This is a genomic window from Streptomyces sp. NBC_00597 (assembly GCF_041431095.1).
Taxonomy (GTDB): Bacteria; Actinomycetota; Actinomycetes; order Streptomycetales; family Streptomycetaceae; genus Streptomyces.
Window position 1 is genome coordinate 1,973,228 of the sequence record NZ_CP107757.1, and the last position, 22,147, is coordinate 1,995,374.

Here is a 22,147-nt window from a genome sequence, read left to right on the forward strand (position 1 = left end):
CCTACTTCCGCATGATCGCGGGTTCGTGGCGGCGCAGCAGCCGCAGGACCAGCACCCCGAACAGGACGGACAGGGCCACCAGCATCCCCATGTCCAGCAGCCACACCCCGGGGCTGTGCGCGAAGAGCGGGTCGTCGGTGATCTTGCCGGGCACGATCGCGCCGAGGTCGATGGTGGCGGCCATGGCGCCGAGCGCCCACCGGGAGGGAACCAGCCAGGCCAGCTGTCCGATGACGGGTACGCCGTCGAGCTGGAGCAGGGCCCCGCAGAAGACCACCTGGACGATGGCGAGGAGGACCAGCAGCGGCATGGTGACCTCCTCCTTGCGGACCAGGGCGGAGACCAGCAGGCCGAGCATCATGGCGGTGAAGGACAGCAGGGCGACGGCGAGGGTGATTTCGACGAGGGGTGGCAGGAAGACTCCCTTGCCGCCCGGGGCGTTGGTGTCGACTCCGTAGAGTCCGACCAGCGTCAGCACCACGGCTTGGGCGACGGTGACGGCGCCGAGCACCATCACCTTGGACATCAGGTAGGCGGATCTGGACAGTCCGACGGCCCGTTCCCGCTGGTAGATGACGCGTTCCTTGACGAGCTCGCGCACGGCGTTGGCGGCGCCCGTCAGTACGCCGCCGACGCACAGGATGAGCAGGGCGTTGATCGCGGTCTCCTGCGTGAGGCTGCTGCCCGCGAGGGCGCGGGCCATGGCTCCCATGACGAACGGCAGCGCGATCATGATGACGAGGAAGGTGCGGTCCGCGCCGAGGGCGGCGGCGTAGCGGCGCATCAGGGTGGAGAGCTGGGATCCCCAGCTCTGGGCCTTGGGCGGTGGGGCGGCGAACGCGGCCGTGGCGGACCGGTCCGCATCCGGCCGGGGCTGCCGCGCGGCGTTCCGTACGTACCTGCGGTGCTCGGGAGAGCTGCGGTACTCCCCCGCCCAGTCCCGGTCCTGCTCGTTCTCGAAGGCTTCGAAGGCTTCGGGCCACTGGGCGAAGCCGAAGAAGCCGAGGGTTTCGTCGGGCGGTCCGAAGTAGGCGATGCGCCCGCCCGGGGCGAGGACCAGCAGCCGGTCGCAGACGTCGAGGCTGAGCACGCTGTGGGTGACGACGATGACGGTGCGGCCGTCGTCGGCTAGGCCGCGCAGCATGTGCATGACGGAGCGGTCCATGCCGGGGTCGAGGCCGGAGGTGGGCTCGTCCAGGAACAGCAGGGACGGCTTGGTCAGCAGTTCGAGTGCGACGGAGACGCGTTTGCGCTGACCTCCGGAGAGGCTGTGGATGGACTGGTCGGCGCGCTGGCGCAGGCCCAGTTCGCCGATCACCTCGTCGACGCGGGCCTGGCGTTCGGCGGGGGCGGTGTCCTGCGGGAAGCGCAGTTCGGCGGCGTACGTGAGGGCGCGGCGGACGGTGAGCTGGGCGTGCAGGATGTCGTCCTGGGGGACGAGGCCGATGCGGCTGCGCAGCTCGGCGTAGTCGCGGTAGAGGTCGCGGCCGTCGTAGAGGACGGTGCCGTGGTCGGCGGGGCGCAGTCCGGTGAGGGCGCCGAGGAGGGTGGACTTGCCGGCTCCGCTGGGTCCGACGACCGCCAGCAGGCATTTGGCGCCGACGGGGAAGGAGACGTCGTCGAGGAGGGTCTTGCGGCCGTGGTCGACGGCGACGGCGAGGTCCTGGACGTCGAGGGAGACCTCGCCGGTGTCGACGTACTCCTGGAGCTGGTCGCCGATGAGGCAGAGGGCGGTGTGGCCGATGCCGATGATGTCGCCCTCGGTGACGGGGGCGCGGTCGGTACGGGTGCCGTTGAGGAAGGTGCCGTTGTGGCTCCCGAGGTCGGCGATCTCGTACGTGCCGTCGGGGAGGGCGCGCAGTTCGGCGTGCTGGCGGGAGACGACGAGGTCGTCGATGACCAGGTCGTTCTCGGAGGAGCGGCCGATGCGCACGGCGGTCCGGGCGGGCAGCGGGCGCACGGCGGTGGGCCGGCGGAAGGTGCCGGTCAGGGAGGGGTGTGACACCGAGGACGGGCGGGAGCCGCCGCTCGGGGCGGCAGGGGCGGCCGGGGCCGGTCCGAGGAGCAGGGCGCGCGGGCCGTCGGCGGCGCTGCCGAAGCGGAGTTCGCTGCCGGCGCCGACGCTCCACTCGTGGATGCGGTGGCCGTCGGCCCAGGTTCCGTTGGTGCTGTTCTCGTCCTCCACGGTCCAGTGGTCGCCGTCGGGGCGCAGGAGGGCGTGGTGCCAGGAGACTCGGGCGTCGTCGAGGCAGACCTCGCAGAGGGGGTCCCGGCCGACGTGGTACGTCCGGCCCGGGACCATCGCGGTGGTGCCCGTGTCGGTCTCCAGGACGAGCTCGGGCGCGGTCGACACACCGGGGCGCTGGACCATGAGCAGATTTTCCCACGATCCGCCCCGCTCGGCAGGGATCGACATCACCGCAGGTCAGAGACCTCTTATGGGTAATGACAACGGTCCCCGTTGCAGCCTTTGCCCATTGCGTCACGGTGCGCTTCACTTCACCCGTCGGAACCGAACACACGGGGGACGCCATGAGTGGGCACGACCACGCGCACGACGACCACGACCACGACCACGGCGGTGGCCACGGCGGTCACAGCCACGGCGTCTCCGCGGACGCCGACCGGCGCTGGCTGGCCATCGCGCTCGGCCTGATCGGCGCGTTCATGGCGGTCGAGGTGGTCATCGGCATCATGGCGCAGTCCCTGGCCCTGATCTCGGACGCCGCCCACATGCTCACCGACGCCGTCTCGATCGTCCTCGCGCTGATCGCGATGCGGCTCGCCGCCCGACCGGCGCGCGGCGGGTTCACGTACGGCCTCAAGCGCGCGGAGATACTCTCCGCCCAGGCCAACGGGCTCACCCTGATCCTCCTCGCGGTCTGGCTGGCGTACGAGGCGGTCCGGCGGCTGCTCGACCCACCGGCGGTGGCGGGCGGGCTGGTCCTGGTGACGGCGCTCGCGGGCATCGTCGTGAACGTGGCCGCCGCGTGGTGCATCTCCAGGGCGAACCGCTCCTCGCTCGCCGTCGAGGGCGCCTACCAGCACATACTGAACGACCTGTTCGCCTTCATCGGCACCGCCGTCGCCGGTCTGATCGTGCTCACCACGGGATTCGTCCAGGCCGACGCCATCGCCACCCTCGTGGTCGTGGCGCTGATGATCAAGGCGGGCTACGGGCTGGTCCGCGAGTCCGGCCGGATCTTCCTGGAGGCCGCACCGGCCCACATGGACCCGGACGCGGTGGGCGACCGGCTGGTCGGGCACCCGCCGGTCACCGAGGTGCACGACCTGCACATCTGGACGATCACCTCCGGTCAGGCGGCGCTGTCCGCGCACGTCCTCGTCGAACCGGCCGGTGACTGCCATGCCGTACGCCGCGACCTGGAGCGGCTGCTGGAGAAGGAGTACGGGATCACCCACACCACCCTCCAGGTGGACCACGTACAGGAGGCGCTGCTCAGCGTCGGCCGCCACGGCGAGGACCCGGCCGACCCGCACTGCGCGGACGCGCACGGCCCGGTGCACCGCCAGGGCCCGCACGACCACTGACCGGCCGGCCGGCACGCGCCGGCACGCGCCGCACTGACCGGCCGCTCGGCGGGGCATACATGGACGCATGACGCAGAAGCGCAGCGCCGGACTGCTCCTGTTCCGCACGGCGGACGATGGCATCGAGGTGCTCCTCGGCCATATGGGCGGCCCGTTCTGGGAGCACAAGGACGACGGGGCCTGGGCCATCCCCAAGGGTGAGTACGAGGCCGACGAGACCCCGCTCGACGCGGCCCGCCGCGAGTTCACGGAGGAGATCGGCCTGCCGCCGCCGGAGGGCTCCTACCTCCCGCTCGGCGAGCTGCGGATCCCGAACGGCAAGCTGGTGACGATCTGGGCCGTGCGGGCGGACCTCGACCCGGCGCTGATGGTGCCCGGGACGTTCACGATGGAGTGGCCTCCGCACTCGGGCCGGACGCAGGAGTTCCCCGAGCTGGACCGGGTGGCCTGGTTCGCTCCACCCATGGCCGAAACCAAACTGATTCCCTCTCAAATTCCTTTCCTGGAGAGGCTGTTGGGGTTGCCGCGAGGTTGACCCGACCTTGACTTGCCAACAAACCCCACCTGCCTGGACATTGCACATATGACGAACGTCGTGCTGGTGGGAACCCTGGACACCAAGGGTGTCGAGTACGGCTGGCTGCGCGAGAGGCTGCTGCGCACCGGCGTCGAAGTGATCATGGTCGACACAGGAATCATGGGCGATCCCCGGGTGCCCGCGGACATACCGCGCGAAGCGGTGGCCCGGGCGGCGGGAACGGAACTGTCGGACCTACGAACAGCCGCCGACCGGGGTGCGGCCGTGACCGCGATGGCCAACGGCGCCGAGGCGACGCTCTTACGCCTGCACGCCGAAGGACGGCTGCACGGGGTGCTCGCCATAGGCGGCAGCGGCGGCACCTCCATAGCCACCCGGGCGATGCGCGCCCTACCGCTGGGCGTGCCGAAGCTGATGGTCTCGTCCATGGCGTCCGGGGACGTGGCCCCGTACGTCGGATCCTCGGACATCGCGATGATGTACAGCGTGGTGGACATCGCGGGGATCAACAGCATCTCCGCGCCGGTCCTGGCGAACGCGGTCGAGGCGGCCGCGGGGATGGCCAAGGCCTTCGAGCGGTCCTCGATGGAGCTGCGCCGCCCGGCCAGACTCGGCGCGGGCTCCCGCCCGCTGGTCGCGGCGAGCATGGCGGGCGTCACCACGGCGGGTGTGGACGCCGCCCGCGAACGGCTGACGGAACTCGGCTACGAGGTGCTGGTCTTCCACTCCAGCGGGACCGGCGGCCGCACCCTGGAGACCCTGGCCGGGCAGGGCATCTTCGCCGGCGTACTCGACCTGACGCTCAGCGAGCTCGCCGACGACCTGTGCGGCGGCATCCTCACCGCCGGCCCCGACCGGCTCAGCGCCGCCGGGCGGGCCGGGATTCCGCAGGTGGTGAGCCTGGGGGCGCTGGACATGGTGAAGTTCGGCCCGCTGGAGACCCTGCCCGAACGGGCCCGCTACCGCCGGGTCCACGTGCACAACCCGTCCGTCACGGTGATCCGCACGACCCGCTCCGAATGCGCGGAGCTGGGCCGCCGGGTCGCCTCCAAACTCCGTGCGGCGACCGGCCCCACGGCCGTGTGCGTCCCACTCCGCGGACTGTCCACGCTGGGCGCGCCGGGCGGCACCTACCATGACCCGGACGCGGACCGGGCCCTGTTCTCGGCGCTGCGCGAGGGGCTGCGGGGCAGCTCCGCCCGGCTCTACGACTACGACACCCACATCAACGACCCGGCCTTCGGGCGGGCGGCGGCCGACCGGCTGCACGCCATGATCGGCGCCGCGCGGGCCGCGGCCTGAACACCGGTGAGACGCCCCGCCAGGTTGGGAACCAGCCGTGGCGGAAACCGTGTCCCTGGGTGTGGCCGCTCGGAACGACCGGGCCGGGGACTCGGTGACGCCACGGACGGGGGCAGACGATGAAGAACGAATGGACGGTGCCCGGCTACGCGCAGGTCCGCGAGCTCGGCTCGGGCGGCAGTGGCCGCGTGGTCCTCGCCGTCCACGAAGCCACGGGCACCCCGGTCGCGGTGAAGTACCTCAGCGACCGGCTGCGCGAGGACCCTGCGTTCGTCGGGGAGTTCCGGGCCGAGGCGCGGCTGCTCGGCGGACTGGACACGCCGTACGTGGTGCGCTTGTACGAGTACGTCGAGTACACGACGGCTCCCGGTGGCGCCGCCATCGTCATGGAACTGGTCGACGGGATCTCCCTGCGCGCCCTGCTGAAGCAGGCCGGGCAGACCGATCCCGAGGCCGCGCTGGTGGTGCTGAAGGGCTCGCTGCTGGGCCTGGCCGCGGCGCACCGGGCGGGCGTCGTCCACCGCGACTACAAGCCCGAGAACGTACTGGTCGGCGCCGACGGCTCCTCGAAGCTGGTGGACTTCGGCATCGCGGCGCGCCGCGGGACGACCCCGGGCGTGGCCGGCACTCCGGCGTACATGGCCCCCGAGCAGTGGCAGGGCCGGCCGGCCTCGCCCGCGGCCGACGTGTACGCGGCGACGGCGACCTTCTTCGAGTGCCTGACCGGCCGCAAGCCCTTCGCCGGGGAGAACTTCGCGGAGCTGGCGGTCCAGCACATCGAGGCCCCGGTGCCGGAGACCGAGGCGCCCGAACCGGTGCGCCCGCTGATCCGGCGGGGTCTGGCCAAGGTTCCGGAGCAGCGGCCGGAGAACGCCGAGGCGTTCGTGGCGGAACTGGAGGACGTGGCGCTCGCCGCGTACGGACCGGATTGGGAGGAGCGCGGGCAGCGCAAGCTCGCGGCGCTGGCCGCGCTGCTGCCGCTGCTGTTCCCCTCCGCCGGCGCTCCGGCAGCCGGGACCACGGCGGTGGCCACGACCACGATCGCGAGCCCTTCCCGCTGGGCGCCGGGCCGGCGCGGCCTGATCGCGGGCGGCGCGGCGCTGGTCCTGGGGGTGCTGGCCGCGCTCACCTACAGTGCGGCCGGAGGGGAGGCCGGCGGTGCCGCCGCGCTGAACGCGTTCGCGACGTCGAGTGCGAGCCCGGGCGCCACCGGCCCGTCGCCGGCGCCGGGTCCGAGCGTGTCCGCCACTTCCTCGCCGTCCCCGTCCCCCTCCCCCTCGCTGTCCCCGTCCACGTCGCCGACGCCTTCCCCGTCATCGACGCCGAGCCCGAGTTGGTCGCCGGTGGCGACGCCGACGACCATCCCGCCGACGACGAGTGCGCCGACCACCGCGCCGCCCTCGCCGAAACCGACGGTGGTCGTCGGCGCGGTGTCCGTCACCCTCCGCGAGACGGGCCCGTCCCTGGGGCAGGCGACGGTGACGGTCGAGGCGAAGGGCACGGCGCCGGTGACGGTGGTCCTGGAATGGTTCACCGGCAGCGCGGAGGGGAAGCTCGGCACGCCGGACGGCGCCTCCGACACCCTGACGTACCAGCCGGGCGCCGCGGCACCGCTCGTCAAGACCCACACCTTCGGCGGTCGGGGCTGCTACTGGGGCGTGCGCGCCACCACGAAGCCCGCCGCCGGCAATGGTTCCTCGACCTCCCAGGTCTACATCAGGAGGTGCACGATCGGATGAGCGACGACGACTACAGCGCCACCGTCCTCGGCAGTCACTGGTTCAGCGGGCCCCCGCAGCCGGAGTCCCGGACGCTCCCGCTGCCGCAACCGCCGCAGGAGGCCGTGCCCGACCGGATCGAGGGGTCGGTCCTGCGGTTCGGGCCCGGGGTGACCGCCGCGATGCCGGCCCCGTTCCCCGTGGTCGCCGAACCCGTGCCGCGCCGACGGCGCGCGGAGTGGCGCCGGTACACCCTGGCCGCCGCCGTCCTGCTCGCGGTGCTCGCGTACCTGGCCTGGCAGCGGTACGGCCCGGCCCTGGAGGTACGGGACGTGACGGTCGCCGCCGGCCCGCAGGGTCCCGGCTGCGATTCCACGGCGGACGTGGTGGCGGTCGTACGGACCAACGGCCGGGCGGGGACCCTCACGTACCGGTGGATCCGCTCCGACGGCACTCAGTCGGAGCAGCTCACCGAGCGGGTGCCGCGCGGGCGCAAGGAGGCCCGGCTGCACCTGCTGTGGACCTTCCAGGGCCGGGGCACGTACGCGGCCGAGGCCAAGCTCCAGCTGGTCTCGCCCGCGGAGCGCACCGCCGCGACGCAGTTCACGTACCGCTGCACCGGCTAGCCGACGGACTGCGGCGGGGCCCACGGCCCGGTGGGGCGGGACCAACGGCACCGTCCTTCCGGTCGAGGCCGCCGATGCCGTTCGGCCGAAGCGCGCACACCGCTCCCGCTGGTTGACGCGAAGACGCCGACGAGGACTCAGGGACGCCCCCCGGCACCGCGCGCCACGTTCCGGCCGGCGAACACCCCGACCGGGGCGTGGCCGTCCCGCACGGATGCCTCGTCCGCGCGGGAGGCCCGCAGCCGCTTCGGGGAGTGGCTGCGGGCCCCTTCGCGCCGACCCGTCCGTGGCAGGTCGTTCAAAAGCGGGCGTGGGCGGTGATGTCCGCCTCGAACTCGCCCGTCATCGCAGTGGTCACCGTCGGCCGGCACTGCGCGACCGCCGCCAGGTAGTCCTGCGTGGAGGCGCCGAGCTGGGCCGCCGCCGCGCCGCGCGCGCCCACCGCCTCCAGGTCCCGCTCGAAGGACACCTACGCCGCGATCCGCGCCGCGTGCTCGATGTCGGCCGGGGTGAACAGCTCGCTCGCCGCCACCAGCGCCGCCACGTCCACGTCCGGCCGGCCGGCCGTGTAGCGGGACCAGATCGCGGCGCGCGCCCCGGCGTCCGGGGTGCCGATCGGGATCAGGTAGTCGAAGCGCCCGGGCCGCAGGAAGGCCGGGTCCAGGGAGCGGATGGAGTTGGTGGCGCACACCAGCAACCGCTCGTCGCCCTCCCGGAACCCGGGGATCAGCTTCAGCAACTCGTTCGTGACCCCGTGGATCCCGCCGGGCTGCGCCGGCTCGGTGCGCACGGGTGCGATCTCCTCCACCTCGTCGATGAAGACGAGGACCCGCTCCAGCTCGGCGATCCGGGCGAACGCGTCGCGCAGCGCGGCGGCCAGGTTGCCCTCGTCGGCGAGGCGGGAGGGCAACAGTTCCACGAAGGGCCAGCCGAGCCGGGAGGCAATGGCGCGGGCGAAGGTGGTCTTGCCGGTGCCGGGCGGCCCGAAGAGGGTGATGGCGCGCGGCGGCCGCACGCCGTGCGCGGCGGCCCGCTCGGGCTCGGCGAGCGGCAGCACGACGCGCCGTTCTATGAGGTCCTTCTCGTGCTCCATGCCGGCGACCCCGGTCCACAGGTCGTTGGGGAGGAAGCGGCCGCCGAGGTCGTCGAGCAGGCCGGCTGCGGGTCCGTGCAGCGGCTCGGTCTTCTCGAAGTAGGCGACGGCGGGCTGGCGCGTGTAGCCGGCGTTGAGGAGGCCCTCGCCGAGCAGGTCCTCCTCGGGCAGGACGTACGCGATCCGCCCGACGCGGGCGGCGATCAGCCGCCGCTCCAGTTCGACGAGGAGGGCGCTGGCCAGGCCCCGGCCGCGCCAGCCCGCAGCGATCGCGATCCGCATCACCCAGGCCCGCTCGCCGGTGACGCAGGCGAGGGCCGCACCGATCGGGACGCCCTGGTGCACGGCCACCACGCAGGGCTGCCGGTCGGTGAGGGCGCTGATGCACTCGGCGAGCGAGAAGACGGACTCCTGGCCGAGTTCGGCCGTGGTGTCGATCAGGTGGACCACCGCGGCGAGATCGCTCTCGCGGTAGTCGTGGATGAGCCAGTTCACCGGGTACCGCCCCTCGTTCGTGCTCCTGCGGCGAGGCTAGGGGCGGGCGGGCCCGGCGATCACGCTCCGCCGTGCACAACAGCCGGTCCGGAAACCGTCCGTGTCGTCCATAGACTGGTGGCTTCCGCCCGCGCCCCGTACCGAGGACCCGATCAGTTCCATGACTTGCGACATGTCCGCTGACCGGTCCGGCGCCCGCCTGCGGACGATCACGTGGCTGGTTCCCGTCCTGTGGACGCTCGGGCTCGGTCTGTGGGGGCTTTCGCGGCAGGACAGCGTGTGGCGGGACGAGGCGGCGACCTGGCAGGTGGCCGGGCGGTCGACGGGCGAGATATGGGACATGCTCGGCAACGTCGACGCCGTGCACGGGCTGTACTACCTGCTGATGCACGGGCTCTTCGAGCTCTTCGGGGCGGGTACGACCACGCTGCGGCTGCCGTCGGTGCTGGCGGTGGCGGCCGCCGCGGCCTGCGTGGCCGTGATCGGGCGGCGGCTGGCCGGCTTCTGGGCGGGGCTGGGCGGCGGACTGGCGCTCGGGCTGCTGCCGGCCGTGCAGTTCTACCTGCAGGAGGGCCGGCCGTACGCGCTGGTCACGGCCGGCGCCGGGCTGTCGACCCTGCTGCTGGTGTCGCTGCTGTCGGCGCCGCCCGGCCGGCGTGCCTGGCCGCGGTGGACGGGGTACGCGCTCGCGGTGCTGGTGTGCGCGCTACTGAACTGGCTGTCGCTGCTGGTCCTGCCCGCGCACGCGGCGACGCTGTGGTGGGTGCGGGCCGGGCGCGGGGTGTGGCTGCGCTGGGCGGCGTACGGGGCGTGCGCGGTCGCGGGGGCGTTGCCGCTGGTGCTGTTCAGCCGCAGCCAGTCCGACCAGGTGTCGTGGATACCGCCGCTCACCTGGCACATGATGATCGGCCCGGCGATCCTGCTGGCGATCGGCGGCATCGGCGCCCTCGCGGACCGGCCGCGCACGGGCGGGCTGTCGGCGACGGCGGTGGGGCTGCCGCTGCTGGCGGTGCCGCAGCTCGGCCTGATCGGGATGTCCCTGGTCCAGCCGCTGTTCCTGGACCGGTACGTGCTGTTCAGCATGCTGGGACTGGCCCTGCTGATCGGTGCGGGTCTGGGCGCCGCCGTACGGGCCGTCCGGCCCCGGTTCCCGCGGGCGCCGGGCCTGCTCGTTCCGGCCGTGACCGGGATCGCGGTCGTGGCCATGCTGCCGTTGGAGCTGGACAAGCGGGCACCGGCCAGCCGGGTCGACGACGTGCTGTCGGTGGCCGGGGAGGTGGCCCGCCTGGGGCGGCCCGGGGACGCGGTGCTGTTCGTACCGGCCGCCCGGCGGGACACGGCGCTGGTCTCCCCGGGCTCCTTCACGGGGCTGGTGGACGTCGCCCTGGAGCGGAGCCCGGTGGCCTCGGCCACCCTCAAGGGCGAGGAGGCCGACCCGGCGCGGATACGGGCGGCGCTGCTCGGGCAGCGGCGGGTGCTGCTGGTGACGGACTCGGCGAAGGTCGCGAAGCCGTCGGGTGCCGCCCGGGACGCGGCGAAGGCGGCGGTGCTCAAAGAGCGGTTCCGGGTGGTGGAGGACCGCCAGGTCCGGGGCCGCCGGGTGACGGTGTACGAGCGCCGGTAGCGCCGGACGGTCAGGCGGCTTGGGCCTGCGCGGTGTGGGAGTCCAGCCAGGACAGCGAGGCGCGGGCCAGATCGGGCCAGCCGTGGTCGACGATCAGGGAGTGGCCTCGGTCCTCGAAGCACTGGTACTCGGTGGTCGCGTGCGAGTGACTGTACTGCTTGTAGGTCGAGCGGGTCAGCAGGTCCGGGACGGTGTGGTCGAGCCTGCCGGACAGCAGGAGCAGCGGGCCGCGGGTCTCGTTCCCGGTGTCGACCTCGGCCGGGGAGTGCGGGGTGAAATTGCCGAGCGCCAGCTGGAACAGCGGGCGGGCGGTGCTCGGGATCGTCCACTCGTCGTACAGCTCTTCGGACTCCTCCTCGGACACGGCGTTGGCGAAGCCGTAGCGGAACTGCTCGCGGTTCAGCGCCACGGACCGCCGGGTGTTGCCGGGATCGCGCAGGACGGCGAACGTCGACCTGGCCTGCGCCGGGGCGATCGCCTTGACGCCCTTGATCTGCCCCGGGCAGATGGCCACCGCGGCCTCGGCGAGACCCTGGCCGAGCAGGTGCTGGGCGATGAACCCGCCGACCGAGTGCCCCACGAGGACCGGACGGACGGGCAGGGCCCGGATCACCCTGGCGTGCGCGTCCGAGATCTCGACGAGCCCGACCCCCGCCTGGTCGTCGGGCCGGCGGCGGGCCTCGGCGACGGTGTCGGGGACCCCGGGCCACTCCGGCAGGACGGGCTCGTACCCGGCGTCGCCGAAGGTGTCGGCCCAGCCCTCCCAGCTCGTGGAATGCAGCCAGAGGCCGTGGATGAACACCACGGGCGTGCGGCGCTTTGCGGTCATGGCGGGACACCTCCTGGACCCCCCTGGCGCCTCTGCCAGTCTCGCCCGCCCCGCGCGCCCCCGCCACGCGCCGCTCACCTGTGGGGCCCGGATTCACAGCGCATTCATATGGAATATCGGGCTCCGGACATAGCTTCGGCGGGGAGGCTCGGGGCATGATCCCGCGCATGCACCTCCGACGACAGGCCGACCGAGCCCGCACCCGGCTGGCGGCGGCCCGGATCCTGCTGGCGCTGGCCGCGATGGCCGCCCTGGTCAGCGTGGACCTGCCCGACGCCGCGGCCGTGCCGCCGCTCGGGGTGACCGTCCAGGCCGGATCCGACGCGGCGGCGAACCGGGTGGGCGCCCTGTTCGCCGACACCCTCGACGGCGGGCACTTCTGCACTGCGGCCGTGGTGCACAGCGACGACCGCGATGTGATCGCGACCGCCGCGCACTGCCTGGACAATCCGGACAGCACGGTGTTCGCGCCGGGCTACCGCGACGGCAAGGCCCCGTACGGCACGTGGAAGCTGACCGGCACGTACGTCGCCCCGGAGTGGACGGACGGCCGGGACCCCGACCAGGACATCGCCTTCGCGACTGTCGTCCCGGCGGACGGCGGCACCCGGCGCATCGAGGACACGGTGGGCGGCTTCCCGGTGGCGACCGAGCAGCCGGACGACGTGACGGTGACGATCCTCGGCTACCCCAGCACCGACGAGGTCCCGCTGCGCTGCGCCAACGCCACGGGCTTGTTCTCGCAGACGCAGCGGCGGATCGACTGCCCGGACCTCGCAGGCGGCACGAGCGGCAGCCCCTGGCTCGCGGACGGCGCCCTGACCGGCGTCCTCGGCGGCTACGAGGACGGCGGCATGGTCCCGGAGGTCTCGTACAGCGCGGTGATGGGCGACCAGGCCCTGGAGCTCTACCGCGAGGCGGCGGTCTCCGCAGGCTGACCCCTGCCCCGGACGTCAGCCGAGGCGCTGCCCCTCCGGGAGCCCGGGCACGGGTGCGAACCAGGTCGGGTCGTTGCCTTGGGCGCGGTGGATGCGGTCCACCGCGAAGGGCTCCAGCGGGGGCAGGGCGTCCACCTCGAACCAGGCCACCTCCAGCGACTCGCTGTCGTTGGCCCGGGCCTCTCCGCCGGTGGCCCGGCAGCGGAAGGTGATGTCCTGGAACTGGCAGACGTCGCCGTTCGGGTAGGTGATCGGTTCGAGCATCTGCACCAGCACCACCCGCTCCGGCACGCAGTGCACCGCCGTCTCCTCGTACACCTCGCGCACCGCCGTCACGGCGGGCTGCTCCCCCGGCTCCGCGATCCCGCCGACCACGGACCAGCGGCCGGTGTCGGAGCGCCGGCCGAGCAGTACGCGCCCCCGGTCGTCGAAGACGATGGCGGTCACCCCGGGCAGCAGGAGCAGCTGGTTCCCGGCGGAGGCGCGGATCTGGCGGATGAAATCAGGTGTGGTCATCCCCCGACCCTACGAAACCGCCGGCGCCACCCCGTCAGGACGTCCTGCGGGCCCGGATCCGGCGGGCGAGGGTCCAGCCGAGGCCGCCCGCCGCGACCAGGAGCAGCGCGTACTCGGGCAGCGGGCCGAAGCGGGTGGCCGGGGTCTGCGTGGAGCGCAGCGGGATCTCGGCGACGAGCGCGTCCGCCGTGAACATCTTCGTCTCCTGGACGATCTCCCCGTCGGGGCGGATCACCGCGCTGACACCGCTGGTGACGGGGACGAGCACGGTCCGGCTGTGTTCGACCGCGCGCACCCGGTCCATCGCGAGCTGCTGGTAGGTCATCTGCGAGCGGCCGAACGTCGCGTTGTTGCTCGGCACGGCGATCACCTGCGCCCCCGCCCGGACCGTGGAGCGCACCGCGTCGTCGAAGGCGGCCTCGTAGCAGGTGACCATGCCGACCCGGCTGCCCGCCATGTCGAAGACGCCCGGCTTCTTGCCGGGGCCGAAGTCGCGCTGCACCCGGTCCACGTCCGAGCTGAAGAGCCGGACGAAGGACCGCATCGGGATGCGCTCGCCGAAGGGCTGGATCTTGCGCTTGTCGTAGGTGTCGACGGGCCCCTTGACCGGGTCCCACAGGATCATCGTGTTGCGCAGCGGGCCGGTCTCCGGCACCAGTACGGAGCCGATCGCGACCGGGACGCCGATGGTCTTGACCGCCTCGTCGATGACGGCGTACGCATCGGGCTCGATGTACGGGTCGATGTCGGAGGAGTTCTCCGGCCAGACCACGAAGTCGGGCGCGGTGACCCGTCCGGCGCTGACGTCCGCGGCGAGCTGGAGCGTGCGGTTGGCGTGGTTGTCGAGGACCGCGCGGCGCTGGGCGTTGAAGTCGAAACCGGCTCGCGGGACGTTGCCCTGGACGACGGCGGCCACGGCGGTGCCCTTCTCGGGGGCGTCGGACACGAGCGGTCGGGCTGCGAGCGCCGCGCCGATCGGGGTGGCGACGGCGAGCGCGGCGAGGGCCGCGGCGGCCCGGCGGGGGTGGCCCAGGGCCACGCGCAGGGCCTCGTACAGCCCGAATCCGCAGAGGGCGACGGCGAAGGACAGCAGCGGGGTGCCGCCGAGGGCGGCGAGCGGCAGGAAGATCCCGTCGGCCTGGCCGAAGGCGAGCTTCCCCCAGGGGAAGCCGCCGAAGGGGGCCCGGGCGCGCAGTGCCTCGCCCGCGATCCAGACGGCCGCGCCCCACAGGGGCCAGGCGGGGAGCCTGCTGACGAGGGTGATCCCGAGGCAGGTGAGGCCGATCAGGAGGGCTTCGAGGGTGACGAGGGCGAGCCAGGGGACCGGGCCGACTCCCTCGCTGGTCCAGACGAGCAGCGGCAGCAGGAAGCCGAGGCCGTGCAAGAGCCCGAGGCCGAAGCCGGCGCGGGCGCGGCGGCCGCGGAGGCAGCCGCCGAGCACGGCGAGGGCGAAGGGGGCCAGCCACCACAGCGGGCGGGGAGGGAAGCTCAGGTAGAGCAGGGCGCCGGAGCCGGCCGCGAGGGCGGCGCGCAGCGGCCAGGAGGCCGCCCACCGCTTCCACGGCGATGCGGCGGCTTCGATTCCGGCTTCCGCCTCCGCGGCGCGGCCGGGCTCTGCGGTGATGCTGCTGCTCATTTGCCGGAGTGTACGTGCCCACCCGCCGGCAGCGGGAGGACCTTCAGCGGGCAAGGGTCCGCAGGTGGGTTCGGATGACCCGGACCGCGTTCTCGGCATCGTCGACGGTGACCGTGAACACCTTGCCGTCGCCGAGCCGCAGTTCGACTCCCTCGCCGCGCCGGACGATGACGGCGGTGCCCTTGTCGGGCCGCCAGCGGTAGCCCCAACCGCCCCACTGTTGGGGGGTGATCCGGGGGAGGAACTCGGCGGAGTCCACCTCCACGAGCCGGATCTTGCGGCGCGGCAGCCCGATGTGGCCGCAGCGGACCTCCATCGCCTCGGCGTCGACGGTGACGGCGACGTGCACGAAAGCGAGGGTGCCGTAGAGGATCAGCAGGCCGACGGCGAGGCAGCCGATGACGGACATCAGCAGCGGGACGGTGCCGCCGGTCCAGTTCGAGTCGACGGCGAGCCCCACGCCGAGTGCGAGGCAGGCCGCACCGGCCACGGCGAGGAGCCACTGCGCGCGGTTGGAGGCCCGTCCCGTCCACAGCGGACCCGGGGGGTGAACCGTCATGTGTAGCAGCGTACTCACGTTCCGCATCTGCGCCACTGCCTGTCGCCCTCGCGGCGCGGGGGCGTCGCGAAGTCACCTGCCCGGCCTTGACCTCAAGCAAACTTGAGGTCCTACGTTCGCACCCATGAGCACTCACGAGGCAGACCAGCGCGCCGTACAGACCGTTCCCGATCGCTACCGCACCGCGGTGGTGCCGCACATCATGGTGGCCGACGCACCGGCCGCGCTCTCCTTCTACCGGCGGGCCTTCGACGCCGTCGAGGACTTCCGCCTCGATCACCCCGAAGGCGGGGTGTTGCACGCCGAGGTACGGATCGCCGGGGCCACTCTGATGCTCGGCGACGTCTCCGAAGGACCCTTCAGCGCCCCGCCCGCGCTGGGCGGCACCTCCGCCGCGCTGCACGTGTTCGTACCGGACGTGGACGCACTCGTACGGACGGCGGTGGCCGAGGGCGCCGAACTGCTCCAGCCGCCGACCGACCAGTTCCACGGCGACCGGACCGCCATCCTCCGGGACCCGTTCGGGCACCTGTGGGTGTTCCTGACCCACCTGGAGGACGTGTCCCAGGACGAGCTGGAGGGCCGGCTGGCGGGCGGGTGACCCCGGGCTCGGCCGGGCAGGAGGCCGACGAGCGCGTCGCGCAGGGCGGGGCGCCGGCCGCTCACGAAGCGGTGCAGGGTCCGCGAGGCGAAGGCGACGCGCTGGGCACTGCGGCGGCGCTCGCCGTCGTACGCGCGCAGGGCGGCGGGCAGGCCGGCCCGCCCGTGGGCGGCGACCGCGCGGGCCAGGGCCTCGACATCGAGGCCGTTCCTGCCGTTCCTGCCGTTCACGCCGTTCGTGCCGTTCCGCACGGCGTCCCTCCTCGGCCCGCGCACCACGCGATCCCGCGAGCACGCCCACGACTACCACACCTGCGGTACCACGGCTGTGGTTAAGTGGCAACGTGAATCAGGACCGGAGGGACCGGCTGCGCGACGCGGCCGTCACCGTGCTGGCGGGAGCGGGCGGGCGCGGACTGACGCACCGTGCCGTCGACATGGCTGCCGCCGTACCGCTGGGCACGGCCAAGAACTACTTCCCGACCCGCGACGCGCTCCTGCGGGCCGCCGCCGAACGCTGCCTGGAGCAGTACCGGGCACTGACCGCCCGCCTTGCCGGAGCCGGGCCGGGGCCCGCCGACCGGGCCGGCCTGGCGACCCTGCTCGCCGGACTGCTGCGCGACGTGGCCGGCCCCGGACGGCCGCGCGTACTCGCCTACCTGGAGCTCCAGACCGAGGCGGCGCGGCGCCCGTGGCTGGCCGCACTGCTGGACCCGATCGGCTCGGCGGACTTCGCGGCGCACGAGCGGCTGCTGCGCGCGGCCGGGCTCGCGGCCGGACCGGACCGGGCCCGGGCTCTCACGCTCGCCCTGCACGGTGCGATCCCCCACCTGCTGGCCGGGGCGCCGGACACCCTCGCCGCCGCCGGACTCGACGACCCGGACGGCTTCGCACGCGGTGTACTGGCCTGCGTATGCCCCCAACCGCCCGAGGAGGAAACGTGATCACTCAACTCGACCGCGCCGTCGGCGCCGTCCTGGGCTCGGCCGTGGGTGACGCGCTCGGCGCGCCCTACGAGTTCGGTCCCGCCGGGGAGTTGACGGCCCGCGGCGAGGAGATGCGCGGGGGCGGCGGCTGGGATCCGGGCGAGGCGACCGATGACACGCAGATGGCCGTCCTGGTCGGCGAATCACTCCTGGAGCACGGCGGTCTCGAACTCCCCGATGTCTTCGGGCGGTTCCAGCGCTGGGCGGCCGGCCATCCCAAGGACATCGGGCTCCAGACGGAGGACGTGCTGACCAGCGGCGAGGCCTGGGACCTGGCCGCCGCACTGCACTTCCAGATCAACGCGCGGGCGGCCGGCAACGGTTCCCTGATGCGGGCCTCCACCTCGGCGGTGTACTTCGCCGCCGACGGACGCGAGGCGACGATGGACGCCGCCCGACGGATCGCCGCGCTGACGCACGGCGACCGGGCGGCCTGGGAGGGCACGGCCGTACTGCACGAGCTCGTACGGGTGGCTCTCGGCGGGGACGATCCGCTGGCCGCCCTCCCCGAGGTGCTCGGCGCGGTGCACCCCGACCACCGAGAGCGGTACCGGGTCGTCCTCGGCCCCGACTGGCATCCGGCGCTGGCCACCGAGTTCAACGGGGCGGTGTGGCCCTGCCTGGGCTCCGCGGTGTGGGCGCTGCGGACGACCACCGGGTTCGCCCCGGCCGTCCGGGCCGCCGTGGACCTCGGCGGGGACACCGACACGGTGGCGGCGGTCACCGGCACCCTGGCCGGAGCCCGCTACGGTCAGGCGGCGATCCCGCCCGAATGGACCGCCGCGCTACACGTACCGCTGCCCGGTTTCGGCGACCGGGTACTGGACGCGTCCGCACTGGGCGAGCTGGCCCGCTCGCTGGCGGAACATGCGTAGCGGTCGGGCGGATCAGCCTCGGGCGCTGACCGCAGGCACCGCGCGGTCAGCGCCGTGGCAGCGGTTTCGCGCCGGACCGGTGGCGGCCGGGACGAGGTCGAGGTCCTGCGGGGTCATCTCCCGACGGGCGCGCCCTCACCCACGAGCAGCCGCCCTTCGGCGTAGCCGAGCGCGGCGGCGGGGAGCTCGCCCTCCTGCCCGCTGAGCAGGACGGTCAGGGTTCCGGTACGGGGCAGACCGGGATCGGGGAGGGCGCCGAGGCGGCGCAGCGCCTGTACGGCGACGGGCTCGGCGGAACCGTGGAAGCGGAGCTCGGCGCCGCCGGTCCGCTCGGCCAGGGCGGCGCGGATGATCGCGTCGACGAGCTCGTAGTGCGTGCAGCCGAGGACGATGTCGGTGGCGTCGGTCGGGGTCAGCGCGGCAGCAGCGGCGACGGCCGCCGCGATGGCGGCGTCGTCCCCCACTTCGACCGCGTCGGCGAGCCCCGGGCAGGGCACCTCGGTGACCCGGGCCCCGGCGGCGAAGTCACGGATCAGCCCGCGCTGGTAGGGGCTGCCGGTGGTGGCGGGGGTGGCCCAGATGGCCACGCGCCCGCCCGCGGCGGCAGCGGGCTTGATCGCGGGCACGGTCCCGATCACCGGGATTCCGGGTTCGAGCTCGGCCCGGAGGGTGGGCAGGGCGTGCACGGAGGCGGTGTTGCAGGCCACGATCAGCGCGTCCGGCCGGTGCCCCGCGGCGGCCCGGGCCACACCCACAGCCCGCCCGGTCAGATCGTCGGGGGTACGCGGCCCCCAGGGCATGCCGAGGGGGTCGGAGGAGAGGACCAGATCGACGTCGGGCCGCAGCCGCCGCATCTCGGCGGCCGCCGCGAGGAGGCCGATTCCGGAGTCCATGAGGGCGATCTTCACCTGGTCACCTTAATCGAAGCCCGACCCGAAAACCCCAAACGGAGGCCCACGGCGGCCGGAACCCGGCTGTGCCGCAGGGGGACCCGAAGCCGGCCCGACGGGAGACGCCGACCCCCTCGAACCTGGAAACCCGCTGGCCGGCACCCCCTCCGAGCCGTACCCGCGCCGACGCGAGCCGCCCGAGGCGGGAGGTCCCCCGCGGGGGCGAGCGCACGAGAACCGGCCAAGGGGCTGGAGGTGGGGGCGGCTGCCGGGACCGCCCCCCGCCATCACCGAGCGCACGGACCCCGCCACCTCGGCCCCCGACCCCCCGAATGCGCGACATGCCCCGAAAGGTTCGGCAGACTGCGCGCATGGGCCTTCTCTGCGCCGCCTGCGCGTCCCTTCTCGTCTGGATCTGGCTCACGCTCGCCCAAGGCATGTTCTGGCGGACCGACGTGCGGCTGCCGCCGCGCAGTGCCCCCGCCCGCTGGCCCTCCGTCGCCATCGTGGTCCCGGCCCGGGACGAGGCCGAGGTGCTGCCGTGCAGCCTGCCTTCGCTGCTCGCGCAGGACTATCCCGGCGAAGCCGAGGTCATCCTGGTCGACGACGGCAGCACCGACGGGACCGGCGCCCTGGCCCGGCGGCTGGCCCGGCAGCAGCCCGGGCTGCCCCTCACCGTCGTCTCCCCCGGCGAGCCGGAACCCGGCTGGACCGGGAAGCTGTGGGCGCTGCGCCACGGCATCGCGCTGGCCCGGACCGCTCGTGCCAGCGAGCCCGAGTACCTCCTGCTCACCGACGCCGACATCGCGCACGAGCCCGACAGCCTGCGCGAGCTCGTCGCGGCCGCGACGACCGCCGAGCTCGATCTGGTCTCGCAGATGGCCCGGCTCCGTGCCGTCAGCCCGTGGGAGCGGCTCGTCGTACCGGCCTTCGTGTACTTCTTCGCCCAGCTCTACCCCTTCCGACGGATCAACCGCCCGACCGGCCGGACCGCCGCCGCGGCGGGCGGCTGCGTCCTGCTGCGGACCGGGGCGGCGGTGCGGGCGGGGGTTCCGGATTCGATCCGGCACGCCGTCATCGACGACGTCTCCCTCGCGCGCGCGGTCCGGCGCTCGGGCGGCCGGATCTGGCTGGGGCTCGCGGAACGGGTGGACAGCGTGCGTCCGTACCCGGCACTCGCCGACCTGTGGCGGATGGTCTCGCGCAGCGCGTACGCGCAACTGCGTCACCAGCCCCTGCTGCTGGCCGGGACGGTGGCCGGGCTCGTGCTCGTCTACCTCGTCCCCCCCGCCGCCCTCCTGGCGGGGCTGGCCGGCGGGCACGCCGCCACCGCGTGGGCGGGCGGGCTCGCCTGGCTGTTGATGGCCGGCACCTATCTGCCGATGCTGCGGTACTACCGCCAGCCCGTCGTGCTCGCCCCGCTGCTTCCGCTCACGGCCTTCCTGTACCTCCTGATGACCGTCGACTCGGCGGTCCAGCACTACCGGGGGCGCGGCGCGGCATGGAAGGGCCGTACCTATGCCCGCCCAAGTGATGCCTGAAACGACAAACCGCCCACCGGGCCGATGTCATCCCAGGTCACCGTGTTGTGACGCTATGTCAGCAACACATCCGTGCAACACCCAACCGGTGAGTACGAGTAGGAACAACCCGGTGCGGAAGTGGCGAAAACGTGCACGTGAACGCGAAGTGAAGCGTGTGGCTCTGACCTGCGAATATGCAGGTCAGCGCGGTGTTCGTCACACCTCGCTATGGACCCGGTGAAGTCGTGGGCTTAACTTAGGTCCCATGACCTCCCCCCGCTCCACTTATGGCGGCGGTTACTACTCCGCGCCCTCCTTCCCGGACACCCCCATCTACGACTCCCTCGTCGCCGAACGCGGCACTCCGCAGATCGCCCCGATCCGCGTTCCGGCCGCGTACGACTCCCCGAGCGCCGGCTATTCGAGCGGTGGGTACCTCCCGGCCCTCGCCTCCTCGCTGCCCGCGCTGCCGGCCGCGCTGCCCCCGGCCGTGCCGCAGCAGCAGCAAGCCCCTGCGTACGGGTACCCGTACCAGCAGGCGGCGCCCGCGCCGATGCCCCTGCAGAACGCGCCCGCCCCGTACATCCCGCAGCAGCAGCCGGCCGTGGCCCGCGCGGGTTACATGCAGCAGGCGCAGCCGCAGCAGCCCCGGCCAGTGGCCATGGGCACCGGGTACGAGGCGATGCGTCCGGCCGCTCCGCGCCCGATGCAGGTTCCGGCTCCGGTTCCGGCCGCCTCGTACGAGGACCCCTACGGCCGCCCGTACCAGGGGCGCGGCTACTGACGGGCCCCCGGGCGCTCACTGGGGCGTGCGCGGGAGCTCCTGGCAGGATGCTCCCATGTCGAACTTGTATGTCCAGGCGCTCCACGTCCATCCCGTCAAGTCGGTAGCGGGGACAGCTCCCGACGAGGTGGCCGTGGAGCCCTGGGGTCTGTCCGGGGACCGGCGGTGGGCACTGGTCGACACCGAGGGCACGGTCATCACCCAACGCCAGCAGCCCCGGCTGGCGTTGGCCGCGGCGCGTCCGCTGGGGGGCGGCGCCATCGCGCTGTCCGCTCCGGGCATGGCCGAGCTGGTCGTGGAGGCGCCTGCGCCGGGTCCCCTGGAGCCGGTCGTCCTGTTCGGCAAGAAGATCGAGACCGTGGTCGCGTCGAGCGCCGCGGCCGACTGGTTCAGCGCCTACCTGGGGGTGCCGGCGCGGCTGGTGCACATGGACGAGCCCGCCGTGCGGCGGCCCGTGGACCCGAAGTACGCGCTGCCGGGTGAGTCGGTGAGCCTCGCGGACGCCTATCCGGTCCTTCTCGCCACCCTCACGTCGCTGGACGCCCTGAATGCGCTGATCGCGCAGGGGGACCATCCCGAAGAGGGTCCGCTGCCGATGAATCGATTCCGCCCGAACATCGTGGTCGCCGGCGCCGAGGCGTGGGCCGAGGACGACTGGCGGCGCATCGCGATCGGCGACGCCGTGTTCCGCGGCGTCCGGGAGTGCGGGCGGTGCATCGTCACGACCACGGACCAGGCGACGGCGGAGCGCGGCAAGGAACCGCTGAAGACGCTGGCCCGGCACCGGCGGATCGGCAAGTCGCTGGCCTTCGGGCGGCAGCTGGTTCCCGTGCGGGTGGGAACGGTGCGCGTGGGCGACGAGGTCCGCGTCCTGGAATGACACCTTCGGGCGGCTCTGGAGGATCGCTGGAACCAAGCACCACGGGCGGGCCGTTGGTGCATTCGACAGGTGTGACGGGAAAGTGCGCGGGCTCGGCTTAGACCACCGGGACCGTGCACCGGATCGGGTGACAAGGCTGCCGCGCGTCCCGGAATGCGGTTTTTCGGGGCATGCGGGAGGCTT

The 22,147-nt window shown here is 73.4% G+C and carries 19 protein-coding genes and 2 pseudogenes; 13 read left to right on the forward strand and 8 right to left on the reverse strand.

Annotated elements, in window-relative coordinates:
• Position 1: 1 nt before the first annotated feature.
• A complete protein-coding gene (locus OG974_RS08475) occupies positions 2 to 2,371 on the reverse strand; it encodes an FHA domain-containing protein (RefSeq protein ID WP_327282060.1) in 2,370 nt (789 codons plus the stop codon).
• A 161-nt stretch (positions 2,372 to 2,532) separates the two neighbouring features.
• Here OG974_RS08475 and OG974_RS08480 point away from each other — a divergent pair, with 161 nt between their 5' ends.
• The 5 genes from OG974_RS08480 to OG974_RS08500 all read left to right on the forward strand — a co-directional run bounded on the left by OG974_RS08480 (position 2,533) and on the right by OG974_RS08500 (position 7,736).
• Entirely contained in the window at positions 2,533 to 3,552 is a 1,020-nt protein-coding gene (locus OG974_RS08480) for a cation diffusion facilitator family transporter (RefSeq protein ID WP_371646031.1), read from the forward strand.
• 67 nt (positions 3,553 to 3,619) lie between these two features.
• Positions 3,620 to 4,087: an NUDIX domain-containing protein gene (locus tag OG974_RS08485; protein ID WP_329312830.1), complete on the forward strand. Its 468-nt coding sequence runs from the start codon at positions 3,620 to 3,622 to the stop codon at positions 4,085 to 4,087.
• Positions 4,088 to 4,135: 48 nt separating this feature from the next.
• Positions 4,136 to 5,392 (forward strand): Tm-1-like ATP-binding domain-containing protein, encoded by a 1,257-nt coding sequence (locus OG974_RS08490; protein ID WP_327282063.1) that lies wholly within the window; start codon positions 4,136 to 4,138, stop codon positions 5,390 to 5,392.
• 119 nt (positions 5,393 to 5,511) lie between these two features.
• Complete coding sequence (locus OG974_RS08495) at positions 5,512 to 7,131, forward strand: serine/threonine-protein kinase (protein ID WP_371646034.1); 1,620 nt, start codon at positions 5,512 to 5,514, stop codon at positions 7,129 to 7,131.
• Positions 7,128 to 7,736, forward strand: a complete 609-nt coding sequence (locus OG974_RS08500; RefSeq protein WP_327282065.1) for a hypothetical protein — start codon at positions 7,128 to 7,130, stop codon at positions 7,734 to 7,736. The genes OG974_RS08495 and OG974_RS08500 overlap by 4 nt, the downstream gene beginning before the upstream one ends.
• A 298-nt stretch (positions 7,737 to 8,034) precedes the next feature.
• Here OG974_RS08500 and OG974_RS08505 read toward each other — a convergent pair.
• Positions 8,035 to 9,324, reverse strand: a pseudogene (locus OG974_RS08505) (ATP-binding protein).
• Positions 9,325 to 9,496: 172 nt separating this feature from the next.
• Between OG974_RS08505 and OG974_RS08510 the strand changes: the two are divergent.
• A complete protein-coding gene (locus OG974_RS08510) occupies positions 9,497 to 10,948 on the forward strand; it encodes a hypothetical protein (RefSeq protein ID WP_327282067.1) in 1,452 nt (483 codons plus the stop codon).
• A 10-nt stretch (positions 10,949 to 10,958) separates the two neighbouring features.
• On the opposite strand, the gene OG974_RS08515 is transcribed toward OG974_RS08510, so the two are convergent.
• Positions 10,959 to 11,777 (reverse strand): alpha/beta hydrolase, encoded by an 819-nt coding sequence (locus OG974_RS08515; RefSeq protein ID WP_371646037.1) that lies wholly within the window; start codon positions 11,775 to 11,777, stop codon positions 10,959 to 10,961.
• Positions 11,778 to 11,944: 167 nt separating this feature from the next.
• On the opposite strand from OG974_RS08515, the gene OG974_RS08520 reads away from it, so the two are divergent.
• The gene (locus OG974_RS08520) at positions 11,945 to 12,715 is read left to right on the forward strand and encodes a trypsin-like peptidase domain-containing protein (RefSeq protein ID WP_327282069.1); all 771 of its coding nucleotides are present in this window, start codon (positions 11,945 to 11,947) and stop codon (positions 12,713 to 12,715) included.
• A gap of 15 nt (positions 12,716 to 12,730) precedes the next feature.
• Here OG974_RS08520 and OG974_RS08525 read toward each other — a convergent pair whose 3' ends face one another.
• From OG974_RS08525 to OG974_RS08535, 3 genes are read right to left on the reverse strand one after another with little or no spacing between them, the layout of a single operon-like run.
• Positions 12,731 to 13,231: an NUDIX domain-containing protein gene (locus OG974_RS08525; RefSeq protein WP_327282070.1), complete on the reverse strand. Its 501-nt coding sequence runs from the start codon at positions 13,229 to 13,231 to the stop codon at positions 12,731 to 12,733.
• Positions 13,232 to 13,265: 34 nt separating this feature from the next.
• On the reverse strand, positions 13,266 to 14,867 hold the full coding sequence (gene lnt / locus OG974_RS08530; RefSeq protein ID WP_328761863.1) for an apolipoprotein N-acyltransferase: 1,602 nt from the start codon (positions 14,865 to 14,867) through the stop codon (positions 13,266 to 13,268).
• Positions 14,868 to 14,910: 43 nt separating this feature from the next.
• Positions 14,911 to 15,426: a hypothetical protein gene (locus OG974_RS08535; protein WP_327282072.1), complete on the reverse strand. Its 516-nt coding sequence runs from the start codon at positions 15,424 to 15,426 to the stop codon at positions 14,911 to 14,913.
• 124 nt (positions 15,427 to 15,550) lie between these two features.
• Here OG974_RS08535 and OG974_RS08540 point away from each other — a divergent pair, with 124 nt between their 5' ends.
• Positions 15,551 to 16,027 carry a VOC family protein gene (locus OG974_RS08540; protein WP_327282073.1) on the forward strand — a complete coding sequence of 159 codons (477 nt, stop codon included), beginning with the start codon at positions 15,551 to 15,553 and terminating at the stop codon, positions 16,025 to 16,027.
• An 11-nt stretch (positions 16,028 to 16,038) separates the two neighbouring features.
• On the opposite strand, the pseudogene OG974_RS08545 reads toward OG974_RS08540, so the two are convergent.
• Positions 16,039 to 16,230, reverse strand: a pseudogene (locus OG974_RS08545) (FAD-dependent monooxygenase); the annotation flags it as partial.
• 140 nt (positions 16,231 to 16,370) lie between these two features.
• On the opposite strand from OG974_RS08545, the gene OG974_RS08550 reads away from it, so the two are divergent.
• Positions 16,371 to 16,970 (forward strand): TetR/AcrR family transcriptional regulator, encoded by a 600-nt coding sequence (locus OG974_RS08550; RefSeq protein ID WP_327282074.1) that lies wholly within the window; start codon positions 16,371 to 16,373, stop codon positions 16,968 to 16,970.
• Complete coding sequence (locus OG974_RS08555) at positions 16,970 to 17,887, forward strand: ADP-ribosylglycohydrolase family protein (protein ID WP_327286005.1); 918 nt, start codon at positions 16,970 to 16,972, stop codon at positions 17,885 to 17,887. The genes OG974_RS08550 and OG974_RS08555 overlap by 1 nt, the downstream gene beginning before the upstream one ends.
• Positions 17,888 to 18,000: 113 nt before the next feature.
• On the opposite strand, the gene OG974_RS08560 is transcribed toward OG974_RS08555, so the two are convergent.
• The gene (locus OG974_RS08560) at positions 18,001 to 18,795 is read right to left on the reverse strand and encodes an aspartate/glutamate racemase family protein (RefSeq protein WP_327282075.1); all 795 of its coding nucleotides are present in this window, start codon (positions 18,793 to 18,795) and stop codon (positions 18,001 to 18,003) included.
• 353 nt (positions 18,796 to 19,148) lie between these two features.
• On the opposite strand from OG974_RS08560, the gene OG974_RS08565 reads away from it, so the two are divergent.
• The 3 genes from OG974_RS08565 to OG974_RS08575 all read left to right on the forward strand — a co-directional run bounded on the left by OG974_RS08565 (position 19,149) and on the right by OG974_RS08575 (position 21,964).
• Positions 19,149 to 20,318 carry a glycosyltransferase gene (locus OG974_RS08565; protein ID WP_327282076.1) on the forward strand — a complete coding sequence of 390 codons (1,170 nt, stop codon included), beginning with the start codon at positions 19,149 to 19,151 and terminating at the stop codon, positions 20,316 to 20,318.
• Between the two features lie 247 nt (positions 20,319 to 20,565).
• The gene (locus OG974_RS08570; protein WP_327282077.1) at positions 20,566 to 21,084 is read left to right on the forward strand and encodes a DUF6643 family protein; all 519 of its coding nucleotides are present in this window, start codon (positions 20,566 to 20,568) and stop codon (positions 21,082 to 21,084) included.
• A gap of 55 nt (positions 21,085 to 21,139) precedes the next feature.
• Complete coding sequence (locus OG974_RS08575) at positions 21,140 to 21,964, forward strand: MOSC N-terminal beta barrel domain-containing protein (protein WP_327282078.1); 825 nt, start codon at positions 21,140 to 21,142, stop codon at positions 21,962 to 21,964.
• Positions 21,965 to 22,147 lie beyond the last annotated feature (183 nt).